We start from the raw sequence: 23,579 nt of genomic DNA on the forward strand, positions 1-23,579 counted from the left end.
CGGTGCGGGCGCCGAATCGTGCTCTGCGGCTTCGGCCGCCGAGGTCGTCTCAGCCATTGGGTCGCGCGCTTCCACCGTCAGCGTCGCCGGCGCCCGGCAGACACTTCTTGAGCACTTCCGGGGGGACGTCCATCGGCATGGCCGCAACGCTTCCGTTCTTCGGGTCGGGCATGTCGATGCCGTTCTCGCGGAAGCACTTCGCGCTCTTCAGCGCCTCTTCCTGCAGCTGCTCCTCCGTCTTGCCTTCGTCGCCGGGGGCGGCGGGAGGATTGCCGAGCTTCTCTCGGCACTTGGTGCTCGCCTTGTCGAAGGCGGCGGCGTTCGATTGATCGATCGTGACGCCGAGACCGCCCTTGCCGGGATCAGGGAAATCGAGACCCTCGCCACGCATGCACTGGGCGAACGCGAGTTGCCAGTCGTCGAAGCTCTTCGCTGAGGGCGTCTCGGCCCTGTCGCTGCTCGGCTGGCCGCCGCCTCCGGCGCTGCATCCCGACAGGATGGCGATCGTCAGGGGCACCGCAGCCAGGGCGGCCAGCGCGCCACGCGACCTCTTCGTGAGGAACATGGTCTCTCCTTTCGGAGCAACTCCCGTTGGCGTTGCTCTTCTGGAACCAGCTCAGCGAACTGCCCGTTGTGACGGCGTTAAGGCGCTTCTTTAGGTTTTGCTGACGTCGCGGGTGGGACAAGGGTGAAGGTCACGGTGAGCCCGCCCTGCGGGTTCGCGACGATGGCGAGTCCGGCGCTGTGGACCTCGGCGACGCTGGCGACGATCGCCAGTCCGAGTCCGTGGTGCCGATGTCCGCCTATGCGGCCCGTGCCGCGCACGAACGGTTCGGTGAGCGAGGCGACGGTGCTCGTCGTCACGACGGGACCGGTATTGGCGACCTGCACTTGCGCGCCGTTCGAGCGTTGGCCCGTTGTCAGCCGGAGAGTGCCGTCCTCGATGTTGTGACGGAGGGCGTTCTGGACCAAGTTCGCCACCGCCCGATGCAGGAGCACCGGATCGCCCAGGGCTTCCGCCGGTTCGAGATCGGTCTCCACCCGCACGCCGGACGAGGCGATCTCATCACGAAGGTCCTGCAGCACGTCCGCCGCGATCCGCGCGAGGTCGATCTTCTCGTTCCGAGTTCCCCGTGCACCGATCTCGGCGAGGGTGAGCAGCGAATCGACGGTCTCGATGTTGCGCCTGTTCGTCTGATAGACCCGTTCGGCAACCCTCCGAAGCGACTCCGTGTCGAGATCGGGATCGGCCAGCGCGACTTCCAGCATCGTCTGGTTGGTCGCGAGCGGGGTGCGCAGCTCATGGGAGGCGTTCGCAGCGAACCTGCGGTGGGACTGGAACGCTCCGTCGAGCTTTTCCAGCATGTCGTCGAAGGTGTCGGCGAGGTCGTGCACCTCGTCGCCAGGCCCCCGCATTCCGATGCGGTGATCGAGCGCTCCCGTCGCCGCGCGCTTCGCGGCGGAGTTGATCTCGGCGAGCGGACGCAGCACCCGTCCTGCGATCACCCAGCCGAGGACCGCGCCGATCACGGCGAGCACCACGAGGGCCAGGATCGAGATGGTGAGCAGGGTGTTCAGGATGTCGGAGGCGCTCGTGAGCTCAAGTGCGGCAGTGGAGTCGACGCCGGTGGGCAGCGGCGTCGCCGGGGCCGCGTCGAGTGGCGAGGCTTCCACCGTGTCCGCGGGCAGGATCGCATACGTCGGCACGTAGCGCATGAAGACGTAGATCGTTCCGAGCATCACCGCGCCGCTCGCCGTCAGGAGAGTCGCGTACGTGAGAGTCAGCCGGGCACGGATCGTCATCCGCGGCCGCCACAGACGCGGGTTCCGCGACACGGACCGATCAGTCACGTGAGCCGTCGAATCGGTAGCCGCAGCCCGGCACGGTCTGGATCATCCACGGTTCGCCCAGTTTCTTGCGCAGCGTCGAGATGGTCACCCTGATCGTGTTGGTGAACGGGTCGGCATTCATGTCCCACGCCTTCTCGAGCAGCCGTTCGGCGCTGAGTACTCCGCCGTCCGCCCGCATGAGCAACTCCAGCACGGCGAACTCCTTCCGGCTCAGCCGCACGCGCCTGCCGTTCCGTGTCACCTCGCGCCGGAACGAATCGAGTCGCACTCCGCCGTTGGCAAGGGTCGGGGGTGCGGCCGGCTGATTGCGGCGCTCGAGAGCTCGCAATCGTGCAACGAGCTCGGGGAAGTCGAACGGCTTCGCCACGTAGTCGTCAGCACCCAGCTCGAACCCCGTGACCTTGTCGTCGAGGGTCCGCGCTGCGGTCAGCATCAGCACCCGCACCTGAGGATGCCCGGCCACGATGCGCCCGCACACCTCGTCGCCGTGCACGCCCGGGATGTCCCGGTCGAGAACGATGACGTCGTAGTCGTTGATCGTGACGTACTCCAGAGCGGCGTCGCCGTCGTGCACGACATCGGCCGCGATGCCCTCCCGGCGCAGCCCGGTCTGGATCGCGTCGGCGAGAAACGGCTCGTCTTCGACGATCAATACACGCACCGCTCCTCCAAAGTTCGCGCCGGTCGGCTCCTGCAAAGCCAAGCACGGTGACCATAACGTTGGCGTAAAGCACTTCGGCGCAGGGGATCCGCCCGGAGACTCAGCGAAGCCTAGCTCCAGTCCACGACGGCGCCGTCGCGATCGTGCTCGGCGGGCTGATCGTCTGGTTCGGCCTTCCGAAGAAGGAGCACGAGGAGGAGCAGCGTGCGCGCTATCGCGCCGAAGACGTCTGAGGCTCTGCGGTAGGGTGGTCGCGATGGAAACGATCGAGGTCGACAGAGCCTAGCCACCGAACTGCCGGTGGCTTTCGCACGTGCGGCAATCGGCCGCATCAGTGATCGATCCTTTTCGCGCACACGTCCGTCTCCTTCTGAGGCGTCGACATTGCGTGTTCCTCACCGGCACGTTCGCATCGCACCGACCTCGGTCTCGAGTGCTTGAATGCGAACGCGTGGTCCCGCCCGGGTTCGCACCCGGCGTGGCTTCTCGCAGTAAGGCACTCGCATCCGCGGTCGGTTGACCTGCCGGCTCCGCCGGCATCCCGACACGGAACTGCTCCCGTCACGCCCTTCGGCGCGCGACGGGAGAGAAGAGAGAAACATCGCAATGTCTACGAAACCCGCCATCACCCTGCGCGATCTGACCCTGGAATGGCCGGACGGCACGGTCGCGCTCGATCGCGTCAACGGCACGTTCGGCGCCGGCCGGACCGGGATGATCGGCCGCAACGGCGCCGGCAAATCCACGCTGCTCCATCTCATCACGGGTGAGCTGCGACCGACCTCGGGACAGGTCGACACGAGTGGCGAGGTCGGCCACCTGCCGCAGACGCTCACGCTCCGTCAGGACACGACGGTCGCGGAGCTGCTCGGTATCCGCTCGATCCTCGACGCGATCACGGCGATCGAGTCCGGCGACGTCGAGCAGCGCCACTTCGACGCGATCGGCGAGGACTGGGACATCGAGTCCCGCGCAGCGGAGGCACTGGACCAGATCGACTTCGCCGCCGCCGATCTCGATCGCCGGATCGCCGAGGTCTCCGGGGGAGAGGGCATGCTCATCGCGATCACGGGACTGCGCCTCCGTCGCACCCCGATCACCGTCCTCGACGAGCCCACGAACAACCTCGATCGTCCCACACGCGCGAAACTGGCCGAGCTCGTCGACCAGTGGCCCGGCGCACTCGTCGTCGTCAGTCACGATCTCGAGCTGCTCGAGCACATGGATGACACCGCCGAGCTGTACGGCGGGAGGCTGGAGACGTTCGGCGGCCCATACAGCGCGTGGAAGGAACAGCAGCAGCAGGAGCAGGCCGCCGCGGTGCGGTCCGCGCGGTCCGCGCAGCAGACGTTGAAGGTCGAGAAGAAGCAGCGCGTCGAGGCGGAGACCAAGCTGGCGCGCCGCGAGCGGACGGGGAAGAAGACGCAGAAGGACGGCGGCATCCCGAAGATCCTCGCCGGGAACCGCGCCAGCAAGGCGCAGGCGTCGGCGGGAGCGCTGCGCTCCACACTCGACGACAAGGTGCAGGCCGCGCAGGCCGCGGTCGATGCCGCCGACGCGCGAGTCCGGGACGAGGAGCACATCCACCTCGCCCTGCCCGATCCCGACGTGCCCCGCGGCAGGCGCCTCGCCGAACTGGAGGACGAGGGCCGGACGATCGTGATCCAGGGGCCGGAGCGCGTCGCGCTCATCGGCGCGAACGGGGCAGGGAAGTCGACCCTGATCGAACAGCTCCTGGGGCGGACCGAGCCGGTCCCAGGGCGACCCCATGGCCGACTCGCGACCGAGCTCGTCGGCTTCCTCCCACAGCGACTCGACGGTCTCGACGACGACGCCAGCGCGATGGACAACGTGCAGGCGGTCGCTCCCGGCACGTCGGCCGGAACCATCCGCAACCAGCTCGCGCGCCTGCTCCTGCGCGGCGACAGCGTGGATCGGCCTGTGCGCACGCTCTCGGGCGGCGAGCGGTTCCGTGTCTCGCTCGCGCGGCTGCTCCTCGCCGAGCCGCCGGCGCAGCTGCTGATCCTGGACGAGCCCACCAACAACCTCGACATCGCCAGCGTCGAACAGCTGGCGGAGGCCCTCGATGCGTACCGCGGGGCGCTGCTGATCGTCAGCCACGACTTCGCATTCCTGGAGCGGATCGGCATCGACACGATCGTCGAACTCGACGCCGACGGACGGATGCGTCAGCGTCGGGGGTTTGGCGACTGAGCGGGGTCGTACGAGTAAACGCAAGAGGAGGGATGATCCGCAAGGATCATCCCTCCTCTTGCGTTTTGGTCGGGCTGACAGGATTTGAACCTGCGACCCCTTGACCCCCAGTCAAGTGCGCTACCAAGCTGCGCCACAGCCCGTTGTCCGCACCGAAGCGCGGGCAACTCCACAATCCTAACCGACTCGCGAGGTCACCGCGAACGCGGACGCGCCCGGGCGCGGCGAGCGTCGGCGCCGCACCCGATGGTCAGCGACAGCCGCCCCGCGTCAGTGTCCGTCCCGCACGAACGCTGCCAGCCGCGCGCTCATCGCCACGGGATCCCAACTGTGCCAGGCGCCGGCGAGGCTCTCGCTGGCACCGGTGGCTGCTGCGTCGGCAATCGCGTCCGCGGCCTCGACCATCCCGGGGAAGGTGTCGGTGCCCACCACGGCGAGGACGGGCGCGGTGATCCCGCGCAGTCGGGCGGCGACGCCGTCCTCCTCGACGCCAGCCAGAGCGGTGCCATCCGGGATCCAGGAGTGGATCAACTCGGGGTACGCGGGGGAGCGTCGCAGCTCGTCGAGCCACTCCGGCGGCATGCCGACCATGTACGCGGCCACCGCGTCCTCCAGGCGGCCGGCGGAGATGTGAGCCGCGACGCCCGCCCACCACGCCGGCGCCCCCTCGGGGAACTGGCCCAGGGGCGCCTCCCAGAGCACCAGACCGCCGAGGTTCGGCACCTCGCGTGCGGCGATCATGGCGATCGCGCATCCGGACGAGTGCCCGACGAGCACGACCGGCTCCGGCATCGTCGCGGCGAGCGCGGTGATCGCCGCGAGCTCGCGATCGAGCGAGATCGGACCCGCGGCGGGGGAGTCGCCGCGCCCGACCCTGTCGTGCACCACAGCCTGCACGCCGCTCTCGCCGAGCAGACGTGCGGTCTCGGTGGTCACCGGATCATCGGCACGAGTGGGCCCGGCGCCGGCGATGAACAGCACCCCTGGTGCGTCGGCCGGTCCATAGCGGTCGTAGGTGATGGTGTCTCCGGCCGAGGTGGTCAGCGTGCTCATGACGCCCTCCCGTCGAGCCGGACACGGACTTCATCGCCCGCGGCCTTGCCGATGGCCTTGCGCAGCTCTGCCTTGACGGGGCCCACGTGGGCGTCGTTGCCGGTCGGCATCAACGTGATCGCCATGGGGTGTCCGTCGATGGCTCCCGTGATCTTGACCGGGTTGCCGGTGCCGAAGATCTCGCGGGAGTTGGGGACGTCGAAGACGGTCCAGGATCCGGTCTCGGGGGCGATCCGCAGGGTCGCGTCGAACTCCACGGGGGTGTCGGGTTGGGTCAGCATCGCATTCCTCCAGTTATTAGACTCATCGGTCTTGTTTGGAGAATAGACTCTTCGGTATAATTTTAACAAGGGGGTGAGCGGATGCGACCGAGTTCGAAGCTCAAACGCGAGGCTGCGCTGGATGCCGCGGAGAAGCAGTTCCTGGCGACCGGATACGAGTCGGTCACGATGGAGTCGATCGCCCACGAGTCGGGAATCGCGAAGCAGACCCTCTACAGCTACTTCGGCAGCAAGCGGGCGCTGTTCCTCGAGCTCGTCACGACGAGCACGACCGGCGCTCGAGGAGCAGCCTTCGCCGCGTCTCCCGGCATGGACGAGGCGGCGGATCCCCGGGAGCTGCTGCGCGAGCGTCTGGTGGTCCAGCTAGCTCAGGTGCTCGATCCCCGCGTGCTCGCCCTCCGCCGCCTGGTGATCGGCGAGCTCACGCGGTCTCCCGAATTGGCGGAGGCGCTCTACCGCAACGGCCCGGCGTACGCGATCGAGGTCCTCGCGGACATCCTTGCCACGATCGCCGCGACGGGCGCGCTGGACATCGCGGATCCGAAGCAGGCCGCGACGCAGTTGAACTGGCTCGTCATGGGGGAGCCGATCAACCGGGCGATGCTGCTCGGCGACGACGCGATCCTCACCCGTGCCGAGGTCGAGAAGCACGTCGAGAACGCGGTCGACGTGTTCCTCGGCGCGTATGCGCCGAAGGACCCCTCGCAGAGCTGAAGGGGTTGTCGCAGCCCGTGATCTCCGTCAGGCTCGGGGCATGTGGATCTCCGGAGTCCTCCCTCCCGACGCTCCCGATCCGAGGATCGAACGCGTGGAGATGGTGCGTGCGCTCCCGTTCTCGATCTATGGCCTGGTGCCGCAGCCGTCGCTCGAGGACCTCGACAACATCGGCCTTGCGTTCGTCGGAGGCTTCGAGCGGTCGACGCAGAGCACCGTTTCCGTCACCTACACGCTGTGGCGCAACCCGGACGACCACGACGACCCCGCGAACCTCGCCGAGATCGATGAGATCATCCGCGACTCCCTCGAGCAGGATCCCCCCTGGCCGCGTCCGCGGTGGCTCATCGAGCAGGCCGAGTGCATGCGGTACCCCATGCTCTGGGAGGCGGTCCGCACCACGTGGACGGCCGACGCGCAGGAGTACCAGTCGCTCCCGAACCAGCTCGTGCAGCACCTGAACCACATCCTGATGAACCGCTTCCGCGCCGAGCTCGGCATCCCCGACGGCCCGCCCAGCGGTCCGCCGGGGACTGAACCCTGGCACGCGCGGCTGTCGGCCGTGAACCCGAAGGTGAACCTCGAGGTCGACGGCCACGAGGTCGATGCCGTCGAGATCGACACGGATCCCTTCGTGTACGGCATCGGCGCCCAGCTCTCACCCGAGATCGTGGTCACGGTCGTCATCCCGCGCGCCGACCTGCCCCTGATCCGGCTCGCGCTCGCCACCCGGGATCGGGGCGGCGCCGCCTGATCCCCGCCTCATCGGCGACAGGCATAGGGTTCTCGCATGACCGACGTCGCATTGATCACCGGAACCTCCTCGGGCATGGGCCTGCATGCCGCTGTCGAACTCGCCCGCCATGGGCTGCACGTCGTCGCGACGATGCGCGATGTGGGCCGTGCGGCGCCTCTGCGGGAGGCCGCGGCCGCCGCCGGCGTCGAGATCGACGTGCGCGCGCTCGACGTCGTGGACCATGCCGCTGCGGCACGCCTGGTCGCCGAGATCGAGGCGGAGCATGGCGGGATCCACGTCCTCGTGAACAATGCGGGGCAGGGGGCCGTCGCCACGGCGGAGCAACTGAGCATGCAGCAGATCCAGGATCAGCTGGACGTCAACTACCTGGCACCCGTCAACCTCACCAAGCTCGTGCTCCCAGGCATGCGCGAGCGCGGCGACGGCCGGATCCTCACCGTCACGAGCGTCGGCGGAACGGTCGGCCAGCCCTTCGCGGACGCCTACTGCGGCGCGAAGTTCGCGGTGGAGGGATTCATGCAGTCGCTCGCCGTGGTCGCGGAGCGCTTCGGCATCCGAGTCAGCGTGATCGAGCCGGCGGCGGTCGCGAGCTCCTTCGTGGCGAACGTGGTCCGCCCCGAAGAGGGCGGCCCCTACGCGGCGCTGCTCGGCGCCTACGTGAGCCGGACCTCCGGCGCCTTCGCGAACGCGCAGACGCCGGAGTCGGCGGGGGCGGCGATAGCCGCGGCGGTGATGGCGGACGAGTACCGCTTCCGCTGGCAGAGTTCGGAGGCAGCGACGGCCTTCGTGGGCGCGTCGCTCGCCGATCTCGACGGCGAGCGCGTGCTCGGCTTCACCCGGCCCTGGATCGCGGCCGGCTGACGAAACCGGGCGACCGCGCGAGGTCCGTCGGGACAGGACTCGATAGGGTGGCGCGGTGACGAGCGCTCAGGATCAGGGGGACGCGGTGCGGATCGCGAAATCTGCGGGCCCGCCGTGGCGCGAACCAGGCATGCCCGCACTGCTGGCGATGACGACGTTCGCCTTCGCGGGGTTCGCAGTGATGCTGCCGGTCGGGCCCATGCACATGGTCGCGCTCGGCGGGGACGAGTTCCTGGCGGGGCTCGTCAACGCCGTGCTGATGGCGGCCACGATCCTCACCCAGCTCGTCGTGGAGCGGATGCGCTCGTGGATGGGTTGGCGGGTCAGCCTCGCGCTCGCATGCCTCCTGCTCGGTCTGCCGGCGCTCGGCGAGATCCTCGCATCGACGCCGGGGCAGGTGCTCGCCCTCGCGGCCGTGCGCGGGATCGGGTTCGGCATCGTCACGGTGAGCGGGTCCTCCGCGGTCGGCGCGCTGTTCCCGCCCGAGCGACGCGGCCGTGCGGTCGGCGCCTACGGGCTCGCGGTCGCCGGCGCCCAGCTCGTGCTCACCCCGATCTCGCCCTGGATCGCCGATCAGGCAGGGCTCCCGGTGGCCCTGGCCGTCGCTGCGCTGCCGCTCGTCGGGATCCCGTTCGCGCTCGCCGCGGGCGCCTCGATCGCGAAGCATGCGCGCGCCGCCACGGCCGGCGTCGCGGGCGGAGCGGGATCCGCGCCTGTTCCGCACGAGAGCCCGCGCGAAGAACGCCGTGCGCTCGCGCGCCTCTGGCCGCCCATCCTCGCGCTCACCGCCGTCACGTGCGCGGGCGGCGCCATCACCACCTTCACGCCGCAGTTCGTCCCCGATGCCGTGCTCACCGTCGTCGCCCTGTTCCTCTACACCGCCGCTGCCGCGTTCGCGCGCTGGGCGGTCGGAGGCCCCGCTGACCGGATCGGTGCGGAGCGGTTCGTCCTGCCGGGGCTCGTGATCGCGGCGCTCGGCCTCGGATCCATCGCGACCGGCATCTCCGGGATCGTCGGGTCCGCGAGCCCGATCCTGCTCATCGGCGGCGCGATCCTCGTCGGCACGGCGTTCGGCACCATGCAGAACGTGACCTTGGTGCGCGCGTTCGAGGTCGCGGGGGAGCACGCGAAGGGCGTCGCCAGCACCGCGTGGAACGTCGCGTTCGATGCGGGCACGGGAATCGGCGCGCTCGCGATCGGCGCCCTCGCCGCGGGGACGTCGTTCACGCTGTCGTTCGTGGCGCTCACGGTACTGTGCCTGGTCGTCGCGTCGCTCCTCGCCGTCGTCCGCAGGGTCGCGCGACCCGCCTGATCCACTCCGTCGGGCTGTCCGCGAAACTCACAGTCGGCGCACAGCTTCACGGGACCAAAACCGGCTCGTCCCTCGTTCTCCTCAGTGACGCCGCAGCCAGCGGCGGCAGCAGAGGAGCATCACGATGAACCCCACCGACTACCGCAGGACCCCTGAGGCGCTGAACGCGCTCACCAGGCACCAGTACACGGTGACGCAGGAGGGCGGCACCGAGCCGCCGTTCCGCAATGCCTATTGGGACAACCACGATCCGGGAATCTACGTCGACGTGGTCTCGGGGCAGCCGCTGTTCTCGTCCACGGACAAGTTCGACAGTGGAACGGGCTGGCCGAGCTTCACCCGGCCGATCGACCCCGACGCCGTCACCACGACGACGGACCGCACGTTCGGGATGGTGCGCACCGAGGCGATCTCCGCCGGAGCCGGCAGCCATCTCGGTCACGTGTTCGACGACGGCCCGCGAGACGCCGGCGGACTGAGATACTGCATGAACTCGGCCGCGCTGCGCTTCATCCCGGCCGCCGCGCTCGAGGAGCAGGGCTACGGCGCGTACCGTGGACTGTTCGAGACCACCACCCCGCAGACCGCAGAGGAGAACGCATCATGACCAGCGGACCCGCCGACAACGGATCCATCGCCCAGGTTCCCGGGGCCGAGACCGCCGTCCTCGCCGGCGGCTGCTTCTGGGGGATGGAGGACCTCATCCGCCGTCAGCCCGGTGTGCTCGGCACGCGCGTCGGCTACACCGGCGGCAGCAATGACCATGCCACCTACCGGAACCACCCGGGGCACGCGGAGGCCGTCGAGATCGTCTTCGATCCGTCGAAGACCACCTACCGCGACATCCTCGCGTTCTTCTTCCAGATCCACGACCCGTCGACCCTGAACCGTCAGGGCAACGACATCGGAACGAGCTACCGCTCCGCGATCTTCCCGCTCAGCCCCGAGCAGGAACGGGTCGCGCGCGACACGATCGCCGATGTCGACGCCTCGGGTCTGTGGCCAGGCAAGGCGGTCACCACGATCGAGCCGGAAGGCCCGTTCTGGGAGGCCGAGCCCGAGCACCAGGACTACCTCGTGCGCTACCCCGAGGGCTACACCTGCCACTTCCCGCGCGCGGGCTGGGTGCTGCCGCGCAGGAACGAGGCGGTCGCGCAGTAGCGCCATCCACCTTCGGGCCCGTCGGACACCTCCGGCGGGCCCGAAGTCGTTCCCGGTCTGCCGTCGGGGCCTCAGCCGGCGTGGCCTTCGCGGTCCGCCCTGGCGCGGAGGATCCGATCCTGCCAGTCCGCCGGTACGCGCTCGGCCGGGCCCGGCACGGACTGGTCCTCGGGGTGGCTCCGCGGCGGGGCGAGCTCCGGGCCGTCGGTCATCTGCGCGGTGCGGTAGTCCCAGAACCAGTCCTCACCCGGCTCGTAGCTCTGAATGAACCGGTGGCCGGTCTCGGCGTAGTGCGCCGTGGCGTGCTGCCCGAGCGAGTCGTCGCAGCATCCGACATGTCCGCACCCCGCGCAGCGGCGCAGATGGAACCACCAGCCGCCGTCGCGCTCGCACTCGGCGCACCCCGGTCCTGAGGGCGGTCGCCGGGTGTCGGTTCCCTGGATCATCTGCCACCTCCTGGCATCGAACGGCGGATCAGGTCGATCAGCGGATCAGCTCGCCCACGGCGTCGCGCGGGCGCACGGGGTGCTCGCTGAGGATCGAGATCCGGTTGAACATGTTGATCGTCAGCGCGACCCATTCCGCCGCGGCGAAGATCTCATCGCCGAGCAGCCCGCGCGACGCGGCGAGATCGGCCTTCGCCTCCTCGCCGAGCGGCATGCGGGTCGCGGCCTCGGCGATCGCCAGCATCGCCTTCTCACGCTCCGTGTACAGCGAGGACTCGCGCCACGCCGGGAGCACGTCGAGCTTCTGCTGCGTGATGCCGGCGGCGCGGGCCTCGCGCATGTGCAGGTCGAGGCAGAACGCGCACGCGTTGAGCTGAGAGGCGCGCACCTTGATGTACTCGGCCTCCGCGGTGGTGAGGCCGCGCCCGGCGGTCGCCGCGGCCACCGCTTCGGAGTACGCGGAGGCGGCCTTCCAGGCCTCGGGGATCGCCTTGTCCAGGTACGGGCGCATGCTGTTCCTCTCGAGCGCGTTCTGATCGACGAGTTCAACGTACCGCGGTGCGCGCTGTTCCCGGGGTGCGGTCCGCGACGATCCCCGGTGCGACGTAGGATCCGATCATGCCCGCCTATTTCGAGCGCATCGACGCGTCCGCCTTCCGTCCGACCTCGGCCGTCGAAGGGGCGTGGAGCACCGAGGAGCAGCACATCGCGCCGTCGCTCGGGCTCATCGCGCACGCGATCGAGACGGAGCACGCCGAGCGCCGGGGCCGGGACCTGCAGCTCGGCCGGATCTCCTACGACATCCTCGGAACGATCCCGATCGAACGGGTGGACCTGGACATCCGGATCCTCCGCCCCGGGCGCACGATCGAGCTGGTCGAAGCGGTGCTGAGCCACGAGGGTCGTGCCGCGGTGATCGCGCGCGCCTGGCTCATGCAGGTCGCCGACACCGCGGCGCTCGCCGGGAGCTCGCTGCCCGCGATGCCCGGGCGCCACGAGCTCGAGCCCTGGTCGGCCGGCGAGATCTGGCAGGGCCGCCACGTGCGCACCGTGGACATGCACCGGCGTCAGGTCGAGCCGGGGCGGGCCTGGGCCTGGCTGCGGCCGCAGCTTCCGCTGCTCGAGGGTGAGGAGATCAGCCCCACTGCGCGACTGCTCGGTCTCGTCGACATCGCGAACGGGCTGACCCCGCGCATGGCACCGGCCGAGGTCGCGTTCCCCAACGTCGACCTGACCTGCCACCTCGTGGCGGTTCCCACCGGGGAGTGGATCGGGTTCGACACGACCGTCACCGTCGGGCCGGCGGGGCTCGGCCTGACGGACACCGTGCTGCACGACGATCGCGGCGCGGACGGCGTCGTCCCGCTCGGCACGGTGCAGCAGATCCTCACCGTGCGCCCGATACGCGGCTGAGCACGGCCGTCGGCGCCGGACGCGCGCGGATTGAGGCGGATCCGCGGTCAGGGCAGGATGCCGGCGGTCCGTGCCAGCGTCACGGCCTCGGTCCGCCGATGGGCGCCGAGCTTGCGCATCGCCGCGCGCAGGTAGCTCTTCACGGTCTCCGCGGCGAGGTCGAGGCGCACGCCGATCTCGGCGTTGGTGCAGCCGATTGCGACGAGCGCGAGCACGTCGATCTCGCGGGCCGTCAGCGCGGGACGCTCGTGTGCGGGCGAGGCCGCCGTGAGCCGGGTGGCGATGTCGTCGATGCGGCGGCGCAGTCCTTCGTCTCCGACGCTGCCGGCCAGCGCCCGCAGCTCCGCGTGAGCGATCCGCACCTCCTCCCATTCCGGACGCGTCGGCCCCGTGCGGGCCGCGCGCATGAGCGCCGCCGTCTCCACGGCGCGCAGCCGCCGGGCCGTCGCCTCGGAGACCGCGATCTCGAAGGCCAGCCGCTGCGCGGACAGCTGCATCGCGTCGAGCGTGCGTGCGCCCAGCTGCGCCGAGGTGCGCAGCGCGCCGTAGAGGACCGCGCGCACCGAGCCGTCGACGACCACCGGCGCTCCCACGATCGAACGCAGCCGCTCCTGCGAAACCGGCCCGTCGTACTGGTGGCTGATGCCGTCGTCGTGGAGGTAGTCCGTCACGGTCTGGATCCGCGCACCGGCGAGCACACGGCCGCCGAGCCCGTTGCCCGAGCGGATCACCAGCCCGTCCAGCACGGAGGTCAGGCATCCGGCTGTGGCGGTGATCGGGTACAGCCGCCCGCTCGGATCCACCGCGCCGGCGAAGGCCACGGGCAGCCCGGTATCACGCCGCACCGCGGCGACGGCCGTCTTCAGCGAAGGCTCCACATCGACTCCCTGCGTCGATCACACTGTGCCACCACCGCCCCCATGGGTCCACCCCCATTCGGGGGTGCCGCGCGGAGAACGGGCGCCGGATCCTGTGCTCATGCGCAATGAAGCACAGATCTCGTACTCGTCCGGAATCGCATCGACCCCTCTGCTCGGGCAGACCATCGGGGAGATGCTCGATCGGATCGCCGACCTGCATCCCGACCGGGAGGCGCTCGTGGAGTCGGCCACCGGGCGGCGCTGGACGTTCGCACAGCTGCGCGCCGAAGTCGACCGGCTGGCGCTCGGCCTGCGCGCCCGAGGCGTGGAGAAGGGCGACCGCGTCGGCATCTGGTCGCCGAACTGCGCCGAGTGGGTGCTGACGCAGTACGCGACCGCGCGGCTCGGGGCGATCCTGGTCAACATCAATCCGGCCTATCGGACGAGCGAGGTCGAGTACGTGATCGGGCAATCCGGGCTGCGACTCATGGTGAGCGCGACCTCGTTCCGGACCACGGACTACGCGGCGATGCTCGCGGAGGTCGGGTTCGAGGATGTGCTGTTCATCGGGACGCCGGACTGGGACGAGACGCTCGCCGCCGGGGCGGCAGCGGATCCGGCCGCGCTCGCCGCGTGCGCCGCGTCGCTCACCTTCGACCAGCCCATCAACATCCAGTACACCTCGGGCACGACCGGATTCCCCAAGGGCGCCACCCTCTCGCACCACAACATCCTCAACAACGGGTTCTTCGTGGGGGAGGGCGTGCACTACACCGAAGAGGACCGCGTGTGCGTGCCGGTGCCGCTGTACCACTGCTTCGGCATGGTCATGGGGGTGCTCGGGGCGCACACGCACGGTGCGTGCGTCGTGCTGCCCGCGCCGGTCTTCGACCCCGAGAAGACCCTCGAGGCCGTGCACGCCGAGCGCTGCACGTCGCTGTACGGCGTGCCGACGATGTTCATCGCCGAGCTCGCGCACCCGCGCTTCGCCGAGTTCGATCTGACATCGTTGCGCACCGGGATCATGGCCGGATCCCCGTGTCCGGTCGAGGTGATGGAGCGGGTGGTCGCCGAGATGCACATGCCGGAGGTAGCCATCTGCTACGGCATGACCGAGACGTCCCCGGTGTCCACGATGACCTCACGCGAGGACGATCTCGCGGCGCGCACGCAGACCATCGGCGCCGTCATGCCGTTCGTCGAAGTGAAGATCGTCGACGAGGACGGCCTCGTCGTCCCGCGCGGGACGCCGGGGGAGTTCTGCACGCGCGGGTACTCGGTCATGCTCGGCTACTGGAACGAACCGGACAAGACCGCGGAGGCGATCGACGCCGGACGCTGGATGCACACCGGCGACATCGCGACCATGGACCTGGACGGTCGGCTCAACATCGTCGGCCGGATCAAGGACATGATCCTGCGCGGTGGCGAGAACATCTACCCGCGCGAGATCGAGGAGTTCCTCTACCGCCATCCCGACGTCGGCGACGTGCAGGTGATCGGGGTGCCCGACGCGAAGTACGGCGAGGAGGTCATGGCCTGGATCGTGATGCGGCCCGACGCCGAGCCGCTCACGGCCGAGACCGTCCGGGAGTTCGCCGCGGGCCGGCTCGCGCACTTCAAGATCCCGCGGTATGTGCACCTCGTCGACGCGTTCCCGATGACCGTGACCGGCAAGGTGCGCAAGGTCGAGATGCGCGAGATGGCCGTGGAGATCCTGGGGCTGTGATCAGACGCGCGCGACCGGCTGGCGCAGGATCGTTCGGCGCTTCTCGGGAGCCACGCGGCGGGCATCGCTCAGATAGATCTCGTGGTGCAGGCCTGCCAGGCGCAGCCCCTGCCCCGGGATCACCTCATCGTGCAGGCGCTCGAGGAGCGGCGCCTCGTCGTCGAAGGAGCCGACGTGCAGCGTCTGCATGCAGAGGCCTTCCGACAGGGACAGTATCCGCAGGTCGTCGAGTCGCGGCGGGGCCTTCTTCGCGCGGACGGTCGCGACGGCGGCGTCCACGAGCGCGTCGTCGATCCACTCGGGGATGAGGAGCAGCATCGTCCAGTCCCAGCGCGACTTGTCGCGCGCCGTGGTGAACGCGTCCATGTCATCCGCCCACCACAGCCCTTCCAGCGGCGGAACGACGTAGTCCCTGTCGAGTTCGCGCTTGCTGGCGAACTTCAGTGCGTAGGCGACCGGGTACAGGGTCTCGAGCGCCTCGGCGTAGGCAGGAGCGGTGTTCGGGTCGCCGTGTCCGTCGATCGCGAGATAGCGGTTCGCGGGCAGGTCGACGAGGCGGAACTCGCCGGTGCGCGCACGATAGCCGTCCAGGCTCTTGGTGAGGTCGATCTTGCTCCCCGTCGTCATGGGGACATTCCAGCACGGGGGTCCGACACCGGATCGGAGCCGACACCCCGGGAACGGGCATACCGTTGAGGGTGGGCGCGAACGCGGCGTCCACGGCAACGACAGAGAGAAGCGCGATGGGCACCCCGGGTCTGGAGAACGACGTCACCGAGAAGTTCAAGGGGGCGTTCCGGCATCACCCCGCCGGCGTCGCATTGGTGACGGGGATCGCGCCCGACGGTCCTGTCGGGCTCACGCTCTCGAGCGTCGCCTCGGTGAGCGCCGATCCCGCCGTGCTGGTCTTCTCCGTCACGCGTGCGACCGGCAGCGCGGGCGGAATCCTCGCGGCTCCCAGCGTGCTCGTGCACTTCCTCGTCGCGGGGCAGGAGCCCATCGCCGATGCGTTCGCCCGCTCTGGCCAGCCGCGCTTTACTGCCGAGCAGGGGTTCCAGACGCTGCCCACGGGCGAGCCGTTCCTCCCGACGGCCCGGGTCGCGGTGCGCGGCACCATCCGCGAGACGCACCCGGTCGGCCCCTCGGCGCTCGTGCTCCTCGATGTGCTCGACGTGATCGAGGGCACTCCCGGTGCGCCCCTGCTCTACGTCGACCGCCACTACGACAGCCTGGTCTCCTCGGCGGCTGCGGTCGAGGTCCCGCGGGGCTGACCGGCGCATGTCCGGATGGCTTGCCAGCCGGACCGTTCTGAACGAAGGTGGAGCCATGTCCGTGACCCTGATCCTTCCGCTCTCGGCGCCGCTCGGCGTCGGGCGCATCGTCGCCGTGGACGAGGAATCCCGTTCCGTGCGCATCCGCGACCTGACCACGGGCGTCGTCTACCGCGTGCCGGGATCCGTCCTGCCCGAGCTCGGAGCGCTGCCCTGGCGCGGCCGCGTGGAGGAGTGCAACGTGCTGGCGACCGAGGAGGGCGTGGTCACGGAGCTCGTGCTCGATGCGGTCCCGGGCGGGGCCGTCGACCTCCGCGGAGCCGCGGTCGCACTCGAAGGCGCAGAGGAGGCGGCGGCCGCGGCCAAGGCGCAGGCAGCGATCTGGGGCGGCACGGATCGTCCTCCGCAGGAGGAGCAACCGCGCTTCTGGTGAGCACTGTTTTGTACTACGATTATTTGTAGTACAAAATCTAGGGGGCGATGTGCGGGTCGTGGTGCATCCGAGAGTCTCAGCGAAACGCCCGGAGCTGACCGAGGATGATGTTCAGGCAGCTTTCCACGGAGCGCTCCGCTCGCGCGCCAGGGACACCGATCCGGTGCAGTGGGTCGGCGTGGGGATGGATTCCCACGGACGTCTCCTGGAGTTCATCGCGGTGGAGACGCAGCCGGACGTCTGGCTCGTCTTTCATGGAATGCCGGCGACCAAGAAGGTGCTTCACGAAGTAGGGCTAGGGAGGTAGAGATGATGAGCAGGCACACCGCGGCGAACGGAACGACGTTCACGGACGAAGACATCGAGCAGTGGGCGACGGAGGCTGAATCAGATGCAGGCTACGCCGGTGGCCATCTTGGTCCGGCCGTTCCTGGACGCCCTGTCAGCGTCGGCGCGCAGGCGCGTCCCTTCACTCTTCGCCTTGACGCGAAACGGCGAGCAAAGCTGGATGAGATCGCGCAGGAGCGGCACATGACGGCTTCCCAGCTCGTGCGCGATCTGATCGATGCGCTGTAGCGCCATCATTGAAAATCTCTTGATCTGAGCGCAACGCCCACCTGCAGCGCCTCGAACGCGTCGGCCAGCAGATTGGTGACCCCTTCGGGGGAGCGCTCCAGGATGCCGCGCACGATCAGCGCGGGTGACTCCCGGGCGATCCGGCGGTAGCGCAGCCACACCCCCTGCGTGCAGATGACGTTCACCAGGCCGTGCTCGTCCTCGAGGTTGAGGAAGGTCACGCCGCCCGCCGTGGACGGACGCTGCCGGTGCGTCACGAGGCCCGCCGTCTCGACCCGGCGGCCGCTCTCGTGGGTGCGCAGCGCGGAGGAGGTGAGCACCCCGCGCGCATCCAATCCGGGGCGGAAGTGCGCGAGCGGGTGGTCGTCGGTGGACACCCCGGTCGCCCACAGGTCGGCGGTGAGGATCTCATAGCTGGTCTGGTCGCCGAACAGCGGCGGCTGCACCGCGACGACCGTGTCCGGCAGATAGCGGGCGCGGTCCTCCGCCGCGGCTCCGGCGAGCCAGATCGCCTCCCGGCGCTGCAGCCCGAGGGAGTCGAAGGCCCCGGCAGTGGCGAGGGACTCCACCTGGGCGGCGGTGAGGTCGGTGCGGCGCACGAGGTCGTTCAGATCCCGGTACGGACCGCGGGAATCGCGTTCGGCGACGATCCGCTCAGCCGTCTTCCCGCCGATCCCGGTGACGCCGGCGAGGCCGAGACGGACGGCGTAGCGTCCGTCCCTGCGGTGCGCGGCGGACTCGTCCTGCGCCTTCGGGTCGAACTTCTTCGGCTTCACGCCGGGGGGCCGTGCCGGGAACTGATGCGTGCAGGCGTCTCGGCCAGTGAGTCCCGTCACGGCGGGATCCACGGGTTCCAGGGTCTCCGTCGCCCCGGACAGACGGATGTCGGGCCGGCGCACCTCGACCCCGTGTCGGCGTGCGTCGGCGGTGAGGGTCGCGGCGGAGTAGAACCCCATCGGCTGGGAGCGCAGGAGGCCGGCGAGGAACGCGGCGGGGTAGTGCAGCTTGAGCCAGGAGCTCGCGTACACGAGCAGCGCGAACGAGAGCGAGTGGGATTCTGCGAAGCCGAAGTCGGAGAACGCCTGGATCTGCGCGTAGATCCGGTCCGCCGTCGGCTCGTCCAGTCCGTGTCGGCGCATGCCCGTATACAGGCTCTCGCGGATCTTCTCGATCTTCTCCAGACCGCGCTTGGATCCCATCGCCCGGCGCAGGGTGTCGGCCTCGTCGGCGGTGCAGTCACCGAGCGTCGTGGCCATCTGGATGAGCTGCTCCTGGAACACCGGGATGCCCAGGGTGCGGTACAGAATCGGCTCCAGCTTCGGATGCGCATAGACCACGTCCTCCTGGCCGAGCTTGCGGCGCACGAAGGGGTGCACCGCCCCGCCCTGGATGGGCCCGGGACGGATGAGGGCGATCTGGATCGCGAGCTCGTAGAACTCCCTCGGCTGCAGGCGGGGAAGCAGCCCCATCTGCGCCCGGGACTCGACCTGGAACACCCCGATCGTGTCGGCGCGGCAGAGCATGTCGTAGACCGCTGGTTCCTCCTTCGGCAGGGAGTCCAGCGTCCACTCCTCGCCGGTGGCCTCGCGCACCAGGTCGAAGCAGTGCCGGAGAGCCGCGAGCATCCCGAGCCCGAGCAGGTCGAACTTCACCAGCCCCATCCAGGCCGCGGCGTCCTTGTCCCACTGGATCACGGTGCGCTTGTCCATGCGGGCGTGCTCGACAGGGACGACCTCGCCGACCGGACGCCGGGTGAGCACCATGCCGCCGGAGTGGATCCCCAGATGCCGGGGCGCGCGCAGCAGCTCATCGGCATAGGCGACCACCTGCTCCGGGATGTCGTGGTCGGGGACGGGGCTCAGATCCAGCCCCCAGCGCTCCACCTGGCGGGACCAGGCGTCCTGCTGGCCCGGGGAGTGCCCGAGCGCGCGGGCCATGTCGCGCACGGCGTTCTTCGGCCGGTACTGGATCACGTTCGCGACCTGCGCCGCGTTCTCCCGCCCGTAGGTCTCGTATACCCACTGGATGATCTCCTCGCGCCGTCCCGAATCGAAGTCCACGTCGATATCGGGTTCCTCCGTGCGGGTGCTGGCGAGGAAGCGCTCGAAGGGCAGGTTGAAGAAGATCGGGTCGACCGCGGTGATGCCGAGCAGGTAGCAGATCACGCTCGCGGCGGCGGATCCGCGTCCCTGGCACAGGATCCTGCGATCCTTCGCCTCCTTCACGATCCCGTGCACGATGAGGAAGTAGCCCGGGAAGTCCTTCTCCTCGATCACGTTCAGCTCCCGCTCGATGCGGGCACGGCCCTCGGCGGTCAGCTCCTGGGGAGTGCGATCCGGATACTTCTCCGGCACCGCCGCCCAGACCAGCGCCCGCAGGTGACTCATCGGGGTCTCGCCCGCGGGCACGCTCATCGTGGGCAGGGCGGGCTTGGCGCGGCGCAGCGGGAAGGCGCAGGCCTCGGCGATCTCGAGGCCCGCCGCGATCGCCCCCGGATAGCGGGCGAAGCGCGCCGTCATCTCCGCCCCGGAGCGCAGGTGCGCCGTGCCGTGCGCGGGCAGCCAGCCCTCGAGCTCCCGCATGCTGCGGGTGGCGCGCACAGCGGCGATCGCCTCCGCGAGCTCGGCCCGCTTCGGCACCGCGTAGTGCACGTTGTTCGTCGCCACCACGGGCAGGCGGTATCGGGCGGCGAGATCGGCGAGGGCGTCGTTGCGGCGGGTGTCCAGCGGATCGCCGTGGTCGATGAGCTCGACGGCGACCCGGTCGGCGCCGAACAGGTCGACGAGGGTGAGCAGCGCTCGCTCTGCGCCCTCCGGCCCCTCCCGTTCGAGGGCGCTGCGGACGCCGCCCTTGCGGCAGCCGGTGAGGATCGTCCAGTGCCCCTCGGCGCGGTTCGCCAGCGACTCGATCTCGTAGAGCGGCCGCCCCTTCTCGCCCCCGCGCAGCTGCGCCTCGGTGATCGCGGCGGAGAGGCGGTGGTAGCCCTCCTCGCCACGGGCCAGCACGAGCAGGTGCTCGCCGAGCGGATCCGGGAGACCTCGGCGCTCCGGGGGCGGCAGGAGCCCGGCGCGACCTCGGGCGCCGGGGCCGTGCGCAGCGGAGCCCGGGAGCGACAGCTCCGCGCCGAACACGGTCTGCAGCGGCGGCCCGGCGGGCTCGGCGTCGGCGTCCTCCGCCTTCCTGTTCTTCTCCGCGTTCGCCAGGGACTCGGCGGCCTCGGCGAAGCTCGCGGCGCCGTAGAAGCCGTCGTGGTCGGTGATCGCGAGGGCGGTGAGCCCGAGCCGCTGCGCCTCGGCGATGAGGTCCTCGGGGGAGGAGGCGCCGTCGAGGAAGGAGTACGAGGAGTGCGCGTGCAGCTCGGCGTAGGGGACCGCGTTCTTCGGGCGCTCGATCCCGTCCATCCGGATGGGCGGGCGCTTGTGCATGCGGGAGGGCGCGTCCACGGCGATCTGCTGGTGCAGCGGACCGGCACCGTTCGAGGCTTCACTGCCCGGGGCTCCGCCGCGGGGCGCTCTGCCGCTGAGAGTGCGCTCCAGCGCGGCCCACGACATGTCCGGGTTGTGGAAGCCCATCAGTGGTACCTCCCTTCGGCGAGCCAGTGTCCGCCACCGGCTCCGCCGGCGGTGGTGATGTGCAGCACCAGCCAGGCCCGCTCCTGCTCGTCCACGAGCTGGAGGCGCTCGCCGCGGAACGCACCCGCCGGATCCCCGCGCCGGTCCCGCACCGGCCAGGGACCCGCCCAGGAGAGCACCGCGCAGGCGTCGACGGCGGCCGGCTCGGCGGTGAGCAGCCCGCGATCGTCGACGCCGACCGTGCTGCCGTCTGCCGCAGTCACCGCGATCGGCCGCGGCGGGGCGAACACCTCGGCCGGCAGCGGATCAGGCAGCTGTCCCGGCCAGGGCTGATCCGCGGGACGGGCCGGCACGACCCGCTCGCCCCAGGGCGTGAGCTGCTGCCGGTCGGAGACGAGGCGCCCGCCGGCCACGACGGCGGTGACCACGCCCTCGTGGCCGAGCAGGGTCTGCACGCGGGAGACGGCGTGGTGCAGCCGCTCGTCGGTGCCGGATCCGAAGAGACCGGGCTGATGGTGCGCGGCGTCGTCGACGGCGATAGGGGCGATCCGCACCCGGACGATGCCCCGGAACCGGTGCGCCTCGTCGTCGTCGCCGGCTGCGGCGGTCTCGGCGGCCAGCGACTCCAGCTGCCAGCGCACGCGGTCGACCAGGTCGGAGGCCTCGAAGCAGGTGGGATGCAGCCAGGTGCGCGAGATGACCTGCTCGTCGTCATCCGTGAGATCGATCCGCACCTCGGTGCACACCAGCGAGGCCTTCGCGAGGGCGAGGATCACGGCATCCGCACTCTGCCGGACGGCGAACGCGATCTGATCGGACTGTCCGAGGGGCGACTCGAACTCGGCCTCCGACACGAGCTCCGGATCCGGGGGGCGCGGCACGACGGGCCGGGAGTCCGCGCCCGCGGCCAGGGCGTGCAGACGCGCGCCGTGCTCGCCGAACCGCGCGCGCAGCCGTTCCGCCCCGAGGGCGGTGAGCTCGCCAAGGGTGCGCACGCCGAGGCGGAGCAGCAGCGCGGTCACCTCCGGATCCTGCAGGGCCTGCACGGGCAGCGGAGCGAGGAAGGCGGCGGAGGCGCCCGCGTCGACCACGAGCACCGGATCCGCGCCGCGCGCCGCGAGCTCGGCCGTGAACGGCCCGTCCGCGATCCCGATCCGCACCTCGGGATGCCCCTCCTCGGCGAGCCGGACGTGCAGAGCGCGTGCGGCCTCGCCCTCTCCGCCGTGGAAGCGGGCGACACCGCGGGCGCGGAGCAGCGCGAGCCCCGGCCGGAGCAGCTGCGCCCCGGGGGCCTGCTCCTCGATCAGGCGCAGGACGGGCAGGAACGCCCGTTCGTCCCTGGCCGGATCCGCGGGCAGGATGCGCAGGCTCGGCAGCAGCCCCTGCGCCTCCCGGCGGCGCTGGCCGACCCGGACGCCCTGCGCGCGCGCCGCCGCACTGCAGGCGACCACCCTGTTCGCGTGCAGGATCGCCGCGGGCGCGTCCGCCTCGGCGCCCAGGGCCGCACGCAGCGGCCAGTCCGGGAACCACAGCACGATCACCCTGGCCGGTTCCTGCACCGCGGGGCTCATCCCGCCACCGCCAGGAGCGCGGAGACGTCGGCGAGCGGACGCGGGGCGGCGTGCATGGACGGGAGCGGGACGAGGCGGGGCACCGTCGGGGCGACGGTCTCGACCATGCCGTGGGCGCCCGGCAGCCGCACCCGCACGCTCTGCGGAGCGGGGGAGCGCCGGGTGCGTGCGGTGACCGTCACCTCGCACTCCTCCAGCGCGCCCCAGCCGGACCCCAGCCCGCGCCAGTGGGGATCGTGCACCTGGAGGGAGCCCTCGCTCTGCGGCCAGGCGGCGGAGGTGCCCGATGCTCCGGAGACGACCAGCAGCGTGCAGCCGCGATCGCGGAGCCGGGCGCTCAACCGGCTCAGCTCCGCATCCCGCACCGGAGACGAGGGGCGGATCGCGATGAGCGGGATCACCTCGCTCAGTGCGGAGACGACGGAGAGCCAGCGCGGCCCCGGGGCGGGGACGAGGAGGAGGCGGTCCAGATCCACGCCGTGCCCGGCGAGAGCCTCGACGCCCAGGGTGGGCATGCCGACGGCGGCGCACCACGCACCGGTCCGCGAGGCGCCGGCGAGCAGCGCCCCGATGAGCCCAGGGGAGGGGGAGAGCTCGTAGGTCGTGCCGACCTGCAGGCCCCCTTCGGGGAGGATCGGCTCGAGGGGAGGGGGGACCGGGATCAGCGGCAGGTCGCTCCGGCGGCGCTGCATGCGGGTGATCTCGCGGCGCAGACGCACCACGTCCTCGGCGCGGGTGTCGGCGTCGGGGACGATCATGGAAGCGAGCGTCATCCCCATGACCTCCATTCTCGAATATCTCTTCTAATCCTGCAACTGCAGAGAAGACGATAACTCGTACATC

At 70.4% G+C, this 23,579-nt stretch carries 24 protein-coding genes and 1 tRNA gene; 12 read left to right on the forward strand and 13 right to left on the reverse strand.

The window, feature by feature from the left end:
* Nucleotides 1–49: 49 nt before the first annotated feature.
* From ACFC1J_RS00170 to ACFC1J_RS00180, 3 genes are all read right to left on the reverse strand, one after another.
* Nucleotides 50–565, reverse strand: a complete 516-nt coding sequence (locus ACFC1J_RS00170) for a hypothetical protein (protein WP_375901421.1) — start codon at nt 563–565, stop codon at nt 50–52.
* A gap of 77 nt (nt 566–642) precedes the next feature.
* Nucleotides 643–1,803, reverse strand: a complete 1,161-nt coding sequence (locus tag ACFC1J_RS00175; RefSeq protein WP_375901423.1) for a sensor histidine kinase — start codon at nt 1,801–1,803, stop codon at nt 643–645.
* Between the two features lie 40 nt (nt 1,804–1,843).
* Nucleotides 1,844–2,512: a response regulator transcription factor gene (locus ACFC1J_RS00180; protein ID WP_375901424.1), complete on the reverse strand. Its 669-nt coding sequence runs from the start codon at nt 2,510–2,512 to the stop codon at nt 1,844–1,846.
* A 606-nt stretch (nt 2,513–3,118) separates the two neighbouring features.
* Here ACFC1J_RS00180 and ACFC1J_RS00185 point away from each other — a divergent pair.
* On the forward strand, nt 3,119–4,726 hold the full coding sequence (locus tag ACFC1J_RS00185; protein ID WP_375901425.1) for an ABC-F family ATP-binding cassette domain-containing protein: 1,608 nt from the start codon (nt 3,119–3,121) through the stop codon (nt 4,724–4,726).
* A 66-nt stretch (nt 4,727–4,792) separates the two neighbouring features.
* Here ACFC1J_RS00185 and ACFC1J_RS00190 read toward each other — a convergent pair.
* The 3 genes from ACFC1J_RS00190 to ACFC1J_RS00200 form a co-directional block, all read right to left on the reverse strand.
* Nucleotides 4,793–4,869 (reverse strand) — tRNA-Pro (locus tag ACFC1J_RS00190).
* A gap of 127 nt (nt 4,870–4,996) precedes the next feature.
* Complete coding sequence (locus ACFC1J_RS00195) at nt 4,997–5,779, reverse strand: alpha/beta fold hydrolase (protein WP_375901427.1); 783 nt, start codon at nt 5,777–5,779, stop codon at nt 4,997–4,999.
* Nucleotides 5,776–6,060 carry a DUF1905 domain-containing protein gene (locus ACFC1J_RS00200; RefSeq protein WP_375901429.1) on the reverse strand — a complete coding sequence of 95 codons (285 nt, stop codon included), beginning with the start codon at nt 6,058–6,060 and terminating at the stop codon, nt 5,776–5,778. The genes ACFC1J_RS00195 and ACFC1J_RS00200 overlap by 4 nt, the downstream gene beginning before the upstream one ends.
* A gap of 81 nt (nt 6,061–6,141) precedes the next feature.
* Here ACFC1J_RS00200 and ACFC1J_RS00205 point away from each other — a divergent pair, with 81 nt between their 5' ends.
* From ACFC1J_RS00205 to msrA, 6 genes are all read left to right on the forward strand, one after another.
* Nucleotides 6,142–6,774 carry a TetR/AcrR family transcriptional regulator gene (locus ACFC1J_RS00205; protein ID WP_375901431.1) on the forward strand — a complete coding sequence of 211 codons (633 nt, stop codon included), beginning with the start codon at nt 6,142–6,144 and terminating at the stop codon, nt 6,772–6,774.
* Nucleotides 6,775–6,874: 100 nt separating this feature from the next.
* On the forward strand, nt 6,875–7,528 hold the full coding sequence (locus ACFC1J_RS00210) for a hypothetical protein (protein ID WP_375902682.1): 654 nt from the start codon (nt 6,875–6,877) through the stop codon (nt 7,526–7,528).
* A 36-nt stretch (nt 7,529–7,564) separates the two neighbouring features.
* Complete coding sequence (locus ACFC1J_RS00215) at nt 7,565–8,392, forward strand: SDR family NAD(P)-dependent oxidoreductase (protein ID WP_375901433.1); 828 nt, start codon at nt 7,565–7,567, stop codon at nt 8,390–8,392.
* 55 nt (nt 8,393–8,447) lie between these two features.
* The gene (locus ACFC1J_RS00220; RefSeq protein WP_375901434.1) at nt 8,448–9,704 is read left to right on the forward strand and encodes an MFS transporter; all 1,257 of its coding nucleotides are present in this window, start codon (nt 8,448–8,450) and stop codon (nt 9,702–9,704) included.
* 124 nt (nt 9,705–9,828) lie between these two features.
* A complete protein-coding gene (msrB, locus tag ACFC1J_RS00225) occupies nt 9,829–10,311 on the forward strand; it encodes a peptide-methionine (R)-S-oxide reductase MsrB (protein ID WP_375901436.1) in 483 nt (160 codons plus the stop codon).
* Complete coding sequence (gene msrA, locus ACFC1J_RS00230) at nt 10,308–10,865, forward strand: peptide-methionine (S)-S-oxide reductase MsrA (RefSeq protein ID WP_375901438.1); 558 nt, start codon at nt 10,308–10,310, stop codon at nt 10,863–10,865. The genes msrB and msrA overlap by 4 nt, the downstream gene beginning before the upstream one ends.
* Before the next feature lie 71 nt (nt 10,866–10,936).
* On the opposite strand, the gene ACFC1J_RS00235 is transcribed toward msrA, so the two are convergent.
* Complete coding sequence (locus ACFC1J_RS00235) at nt 10,937–11,311, reverse strand: UBP-type zinc finger domain-containing protein (protein ID WP_375901440.1); 375 nt, start codon at nt 11,309–11,311, stop codon at nt 10,937–10,939.
* A 37-nt stretch (nt 11,312–11,348) separates the two neighbouring features.
* On the reverse strand, nt 11,349–11,822 hold the full coding sequence (locus ACFC1J_RS00240; RefSeq protein ID WP_375901442.1) for a carboxymuconolactone decarboxylase family protein: 474 nt from the start codon (nt 11,820–11,822) through the stop codon (nt 11,349–11,351).
* Nucleotides 11,823–11,929: 107 nt separating this feature from the next.
* On the opposite strand from ACFC1J_RS00240, the gene ACFC1J_RS00245 reads away from it, so the two are divergent.
* A complete protein-coding gene (locus tag ACFC1J_RS00245; RefSeq protein ID WP_375901444.1) occupies nt 11,930–12,724 on the forward strand; it encodes a thioesterase family protein in 795 nt (264 codons plus the stop codon).
* Nucleotides 12,725–12,771: 47 nt separating this feature from the next.
* Here the strand turns inward: ACFC1J_RS00245 and ACFC1J_RS00250 are convergent, their stop codons facing one another.
* Entirely contained in the window at nt 12,772–13,602 is an 831-nt protein-coding gene (locus tag ACFC1J_RS00250) for a LuxR C-terminal-related transcriptional regulator (RefSeq protein WP_375901446.1), read from the reverse strand.
* A gap of 100 nt (nt 13,603–13,702) precedes the next feature.
* Between ACFC1J_RS00250 and ACFC1J_RS00255 the strand changes: the two genes are divergently transcribed.
* Nucleotides 13,703–15,313 carry an AMP-binding protein gene (locus tag ACFC1J_RS00255; RefSeq protein ID WP_375901448.1) on the forward strand — a complete coding sequence of 537 codons (1,611 nt, stop codon included), beginning with the start codon at nt 13,703–13,705 and terminating at the stop codon, nt 15,311–15,313.
* Here the strand turns inward: ACFC1J_RS00255 and ACFC1J_RS00260 are convergent, their stop codons facing one another.
* On the reverse strand, nt 15,314–15,940 hold the full coding sequence (locus ACFC1J_RS00260) for a GyrI-like domain-containing protein (protein ID WP_375901450.1): 627 nt from the start codon (nt 15,938–15,940) through the stop codon (nt 15,314–15,316). It abuts the gene before it with no gap.
* A gap of 116 nt (nt 15,941–16,056) precedes the next feature.
* Here ACFC1J_RS00260 and ACFC1J_RS00265 point away from each other — a divergent pair, with 116 nt between their 5' ends.
* The 3 genes from ACFC1J_RS00265 (at nt 16,057) to ACFC1J_RS00275 (ending at nt 17,593) form a co-directional block, all read left to right on the forward strand.
* Nucleotides 16,057–16,584 carry a flavin reductase family protein gene (locus tag ACFC1J_RS00265; protein WP_375901452.1) on the forward strand — a complete coding sequence of 176 codons (528 nt, stop codon included), beginning with the start codon at nt 16,057–16,059 and terminating at the stop codon, nt 16,582–16,584.
* A 55-nt stretch (nt 16,585–16,639) separates the two neighbouring features.
* Nucleotides 16,640–17,017, forward strand: coding sequence for a hypothetical protein (locus ACFC1J_RS00270; RefSeq protein ID WP_375901454.1), 378 nt, complete (start codon nt 16,640–16,642; stop codon nt 17,015–17,017).
* Nucleotides 17,018–17,329: 312 nt separating this feature from the next.
* On the forward strand, nt 17,330–17,593 hold the full coding sequence (locus tag ACFC1J_RS00275) for a CopG family transcriptional regulator (RefSeq protein ID WP_375901456.1): 264 nt from the start codon (nt 17,330–17,332) through the stop codon (nt 17,591–17,593).
* A 5-nt stretch (nt 17,594–17,598) separates the two neighbouring features.
* On the opposite strand, the gene ACFC1J_RS00280 is transcribed toward ACFC1J_RS00275, so the two are convergent.
* The 3 genes from ACFC1J_RS00280 to ACFC1J_RS00290 are packed head-to-tail and all read right to left on the reverse strand — an operon-like array spanning nt 17,599 to nt 23,515.
* Complete coding sequence (locus ACFC1J_RS00280; protein ID WP_375901458.1) at nt 17,599–21,165, reverse strand: error-prone DNA polymerase; 3,567 nt, start codon at nt 21,163–21,165, stop codon at nt 17,599–17,601.
* A complete protein-coding gene (locus ACFC1J_RS00285; protein WP_375901460.1) occupies nt 21,165–22,736 on the reverse strand; it encodes a DNA polymerase Y family protein in 1,572 nt (523 codons plus the stop codon). Before ACFC1J_RS00285 ends, ACFC1J_RS00280 begins: the two co-directional genes overlap by 1 nt.
* Entirely contained in the window at nt 22,733–23,515 is a 783-nt protein-coding gene (locus ACFC1J_RS00290) for a hypothetical protein (protein ID WP_375901462.1), read from the reverse strand. The genes ACFC1J_RS00285 and ACFC1J_RS00290 overlap by 4 nt, the downstream gene beginning before the upstream one ends.
* Between the last annotated feature and the right edge of the window lie 64 nt (nt 23,516–23,579).

Source organism: Microbacterium sp. NPDC056052 (assembly GCF_042266785.1).
In the GTDB taxonomy this organism is placed as follows: Bacteria; Actinomycetota; Actinomycetes; order Actinomycetales; family Microbacteriaceae; genus Microbacterium.

Excerpts from the sequence above, each read along its gene's own strand:
- ACFC1J_RS00170 (WP_375901421.1), bottom strand. The coding sequence starts at position 565 with ATGTTCCTCACGAAGAGGTCGCGTGGCGCGCTGGCCGCCCTGGCTGCG.
- ACFC1J_RS00175 (WP_375901423.1), bottom strand. The coding sequence starts at position 1,803 with ATGACGATCCGTGCCCGGCTGACTCTCACGTACGCGACTCTCCTGACG.
- ACFC1J_RS00185 (WP_375901425.1), top strand. The coding sequence starts at position 3,119 with ATGTCTACGAAACCCGCCATCACCCTGCGCGATCTGACCCTGGAATGG.
- ACFC1J_RS00195 (WP_375901427.1), bottom strand. The coding sequence starts at position 5,779 with ATGAGCACGCTGACCACCTCGGCCGGAGACACCATCACCTACGACCGC.
- ACFC1J_RS00200 (WP_375901429.1), bottom strand. The coding sequence starts at position 6,060 with ATGCTGACCCAACCCGACACCCCCGTGGAGTTCGACGCGACCCTGCGG.
- ACFC1J_RS00205 (WP_375901431.1), top strand. The coding sequence starts at position 6,142 with ATGCGACCGAGTTCGAAGCTCAAACGCGAGGCTGCGCTGGATGCCGCG.
- ACFC1J_RS00210 (WP_375902682.1), top strand. The coding sequence starts at position 6,875 with ATGGTGCGTGCGCTCCCGTTCTCGATCTATGGCCTGGTGCCGCAGCCG.
- ACFC1J_RS00215 (WP_375901433.1), top strand. The coding sequence starts at position 7,565 with ATGACCGACGTCGCATTGATCACCGGAACCTCCTCGGGCATGGGCCTG.
- msrB (WP_375901436.1), top strand. The coding sequence starts at position 9,829 with ATGAACCCCACCGACTACCGCAGGACCCCTGAGGCGCTGAACGCGCTC.
- msrA (WP_375901438.1), top strand. The coding sequence starts at position 10,308 with ATGACCAGCGGACCCGCCGACAACGGATCCATCGCCCAGGTTCCCGGG.
- ACFC1J_RS00235 (WP_375901440.1), bottom strand. The coding sequence starts at position 11,311 with ATGATCCAGGGAACCGACACCCGGCGACCGCCCTCAGGACCGGGGTGC.
- ACFC1J_RS00240 (WP_375901442.1), bottom strand. The coding sequence starts at position 11,822 with ATGCGCCCGTACCTGGACAAGGCGATCCCCGAGGCCTGGAAGGCCGCC.
- ACFC1J_RS00245 (WP_375901444.1), top strand. The coding sequence starts at position 11,930 with ATGCCCGCCTATTTCGAGCGCATCGACGCGTCCGCCTTCCGTCCGACC.
- ACFC1J_RS00255 (WP_375901448.1), top strand. The coding sequence starts at position 13,703 with ATGCGCAATGAAGCACAGATCTCGTACTCGTCCGGAATCGCATCGACC.
- ACFC1J_RS00260 (WP_375901450.1), bottom strand. The coding sequence starts at position 15,940 with ATGACGACGGGGAGCAAGATCGACCTCACCAAGAGCCTGGACGGCTAT.
- ACFC1J_RS00265 (WP_375901452.1), top strand. The coding sequence starts at position 16,057 with ATGGGCACCCCGGGTCTGGAGAACGACGTCACCGAGAAGTTCAAGGGG.
- ACFC1J_RS00270 (WP_375901454.1), top strand. The coding sequence starts at position 16,640 with ATGTCCGTGACCCTGATCCTTCCGCTCTCGGCGCCGCTCGGCGTCGGG.
- ACFC1J_RS00275 (WP_375901456.1), top strand. The coding sequence starts at position 17,330 with ATGAGCAGGCACACCGCGGCGAACGGAACGACGTTCACGGACGAAGAC.
- ACFC1J_RS00280 (WP_375901458.1), bottom strand. The coding sequence starts at position 21,165 with ATGGGCTTCCACAACCCGGACATGTCGTGGGCCGCGCTGGAGCGCACT.
- ACFC1J_RS00285 (WP_375901460.1), bottom strand. The coding sequence starts at position 22,736 with ATGAGCCCCGCGGTGCAGGAACCGGCCAGGGTGATCGTGCTGTGGTTC.
- ACFC1J_RS00290 (WP_375901462.1), bottom strand. The coding sequence starts at position 23,515 with ATGGGGATGACGCTCGCTTCCATGATCGTCCCCGACGCCGACACCCGC.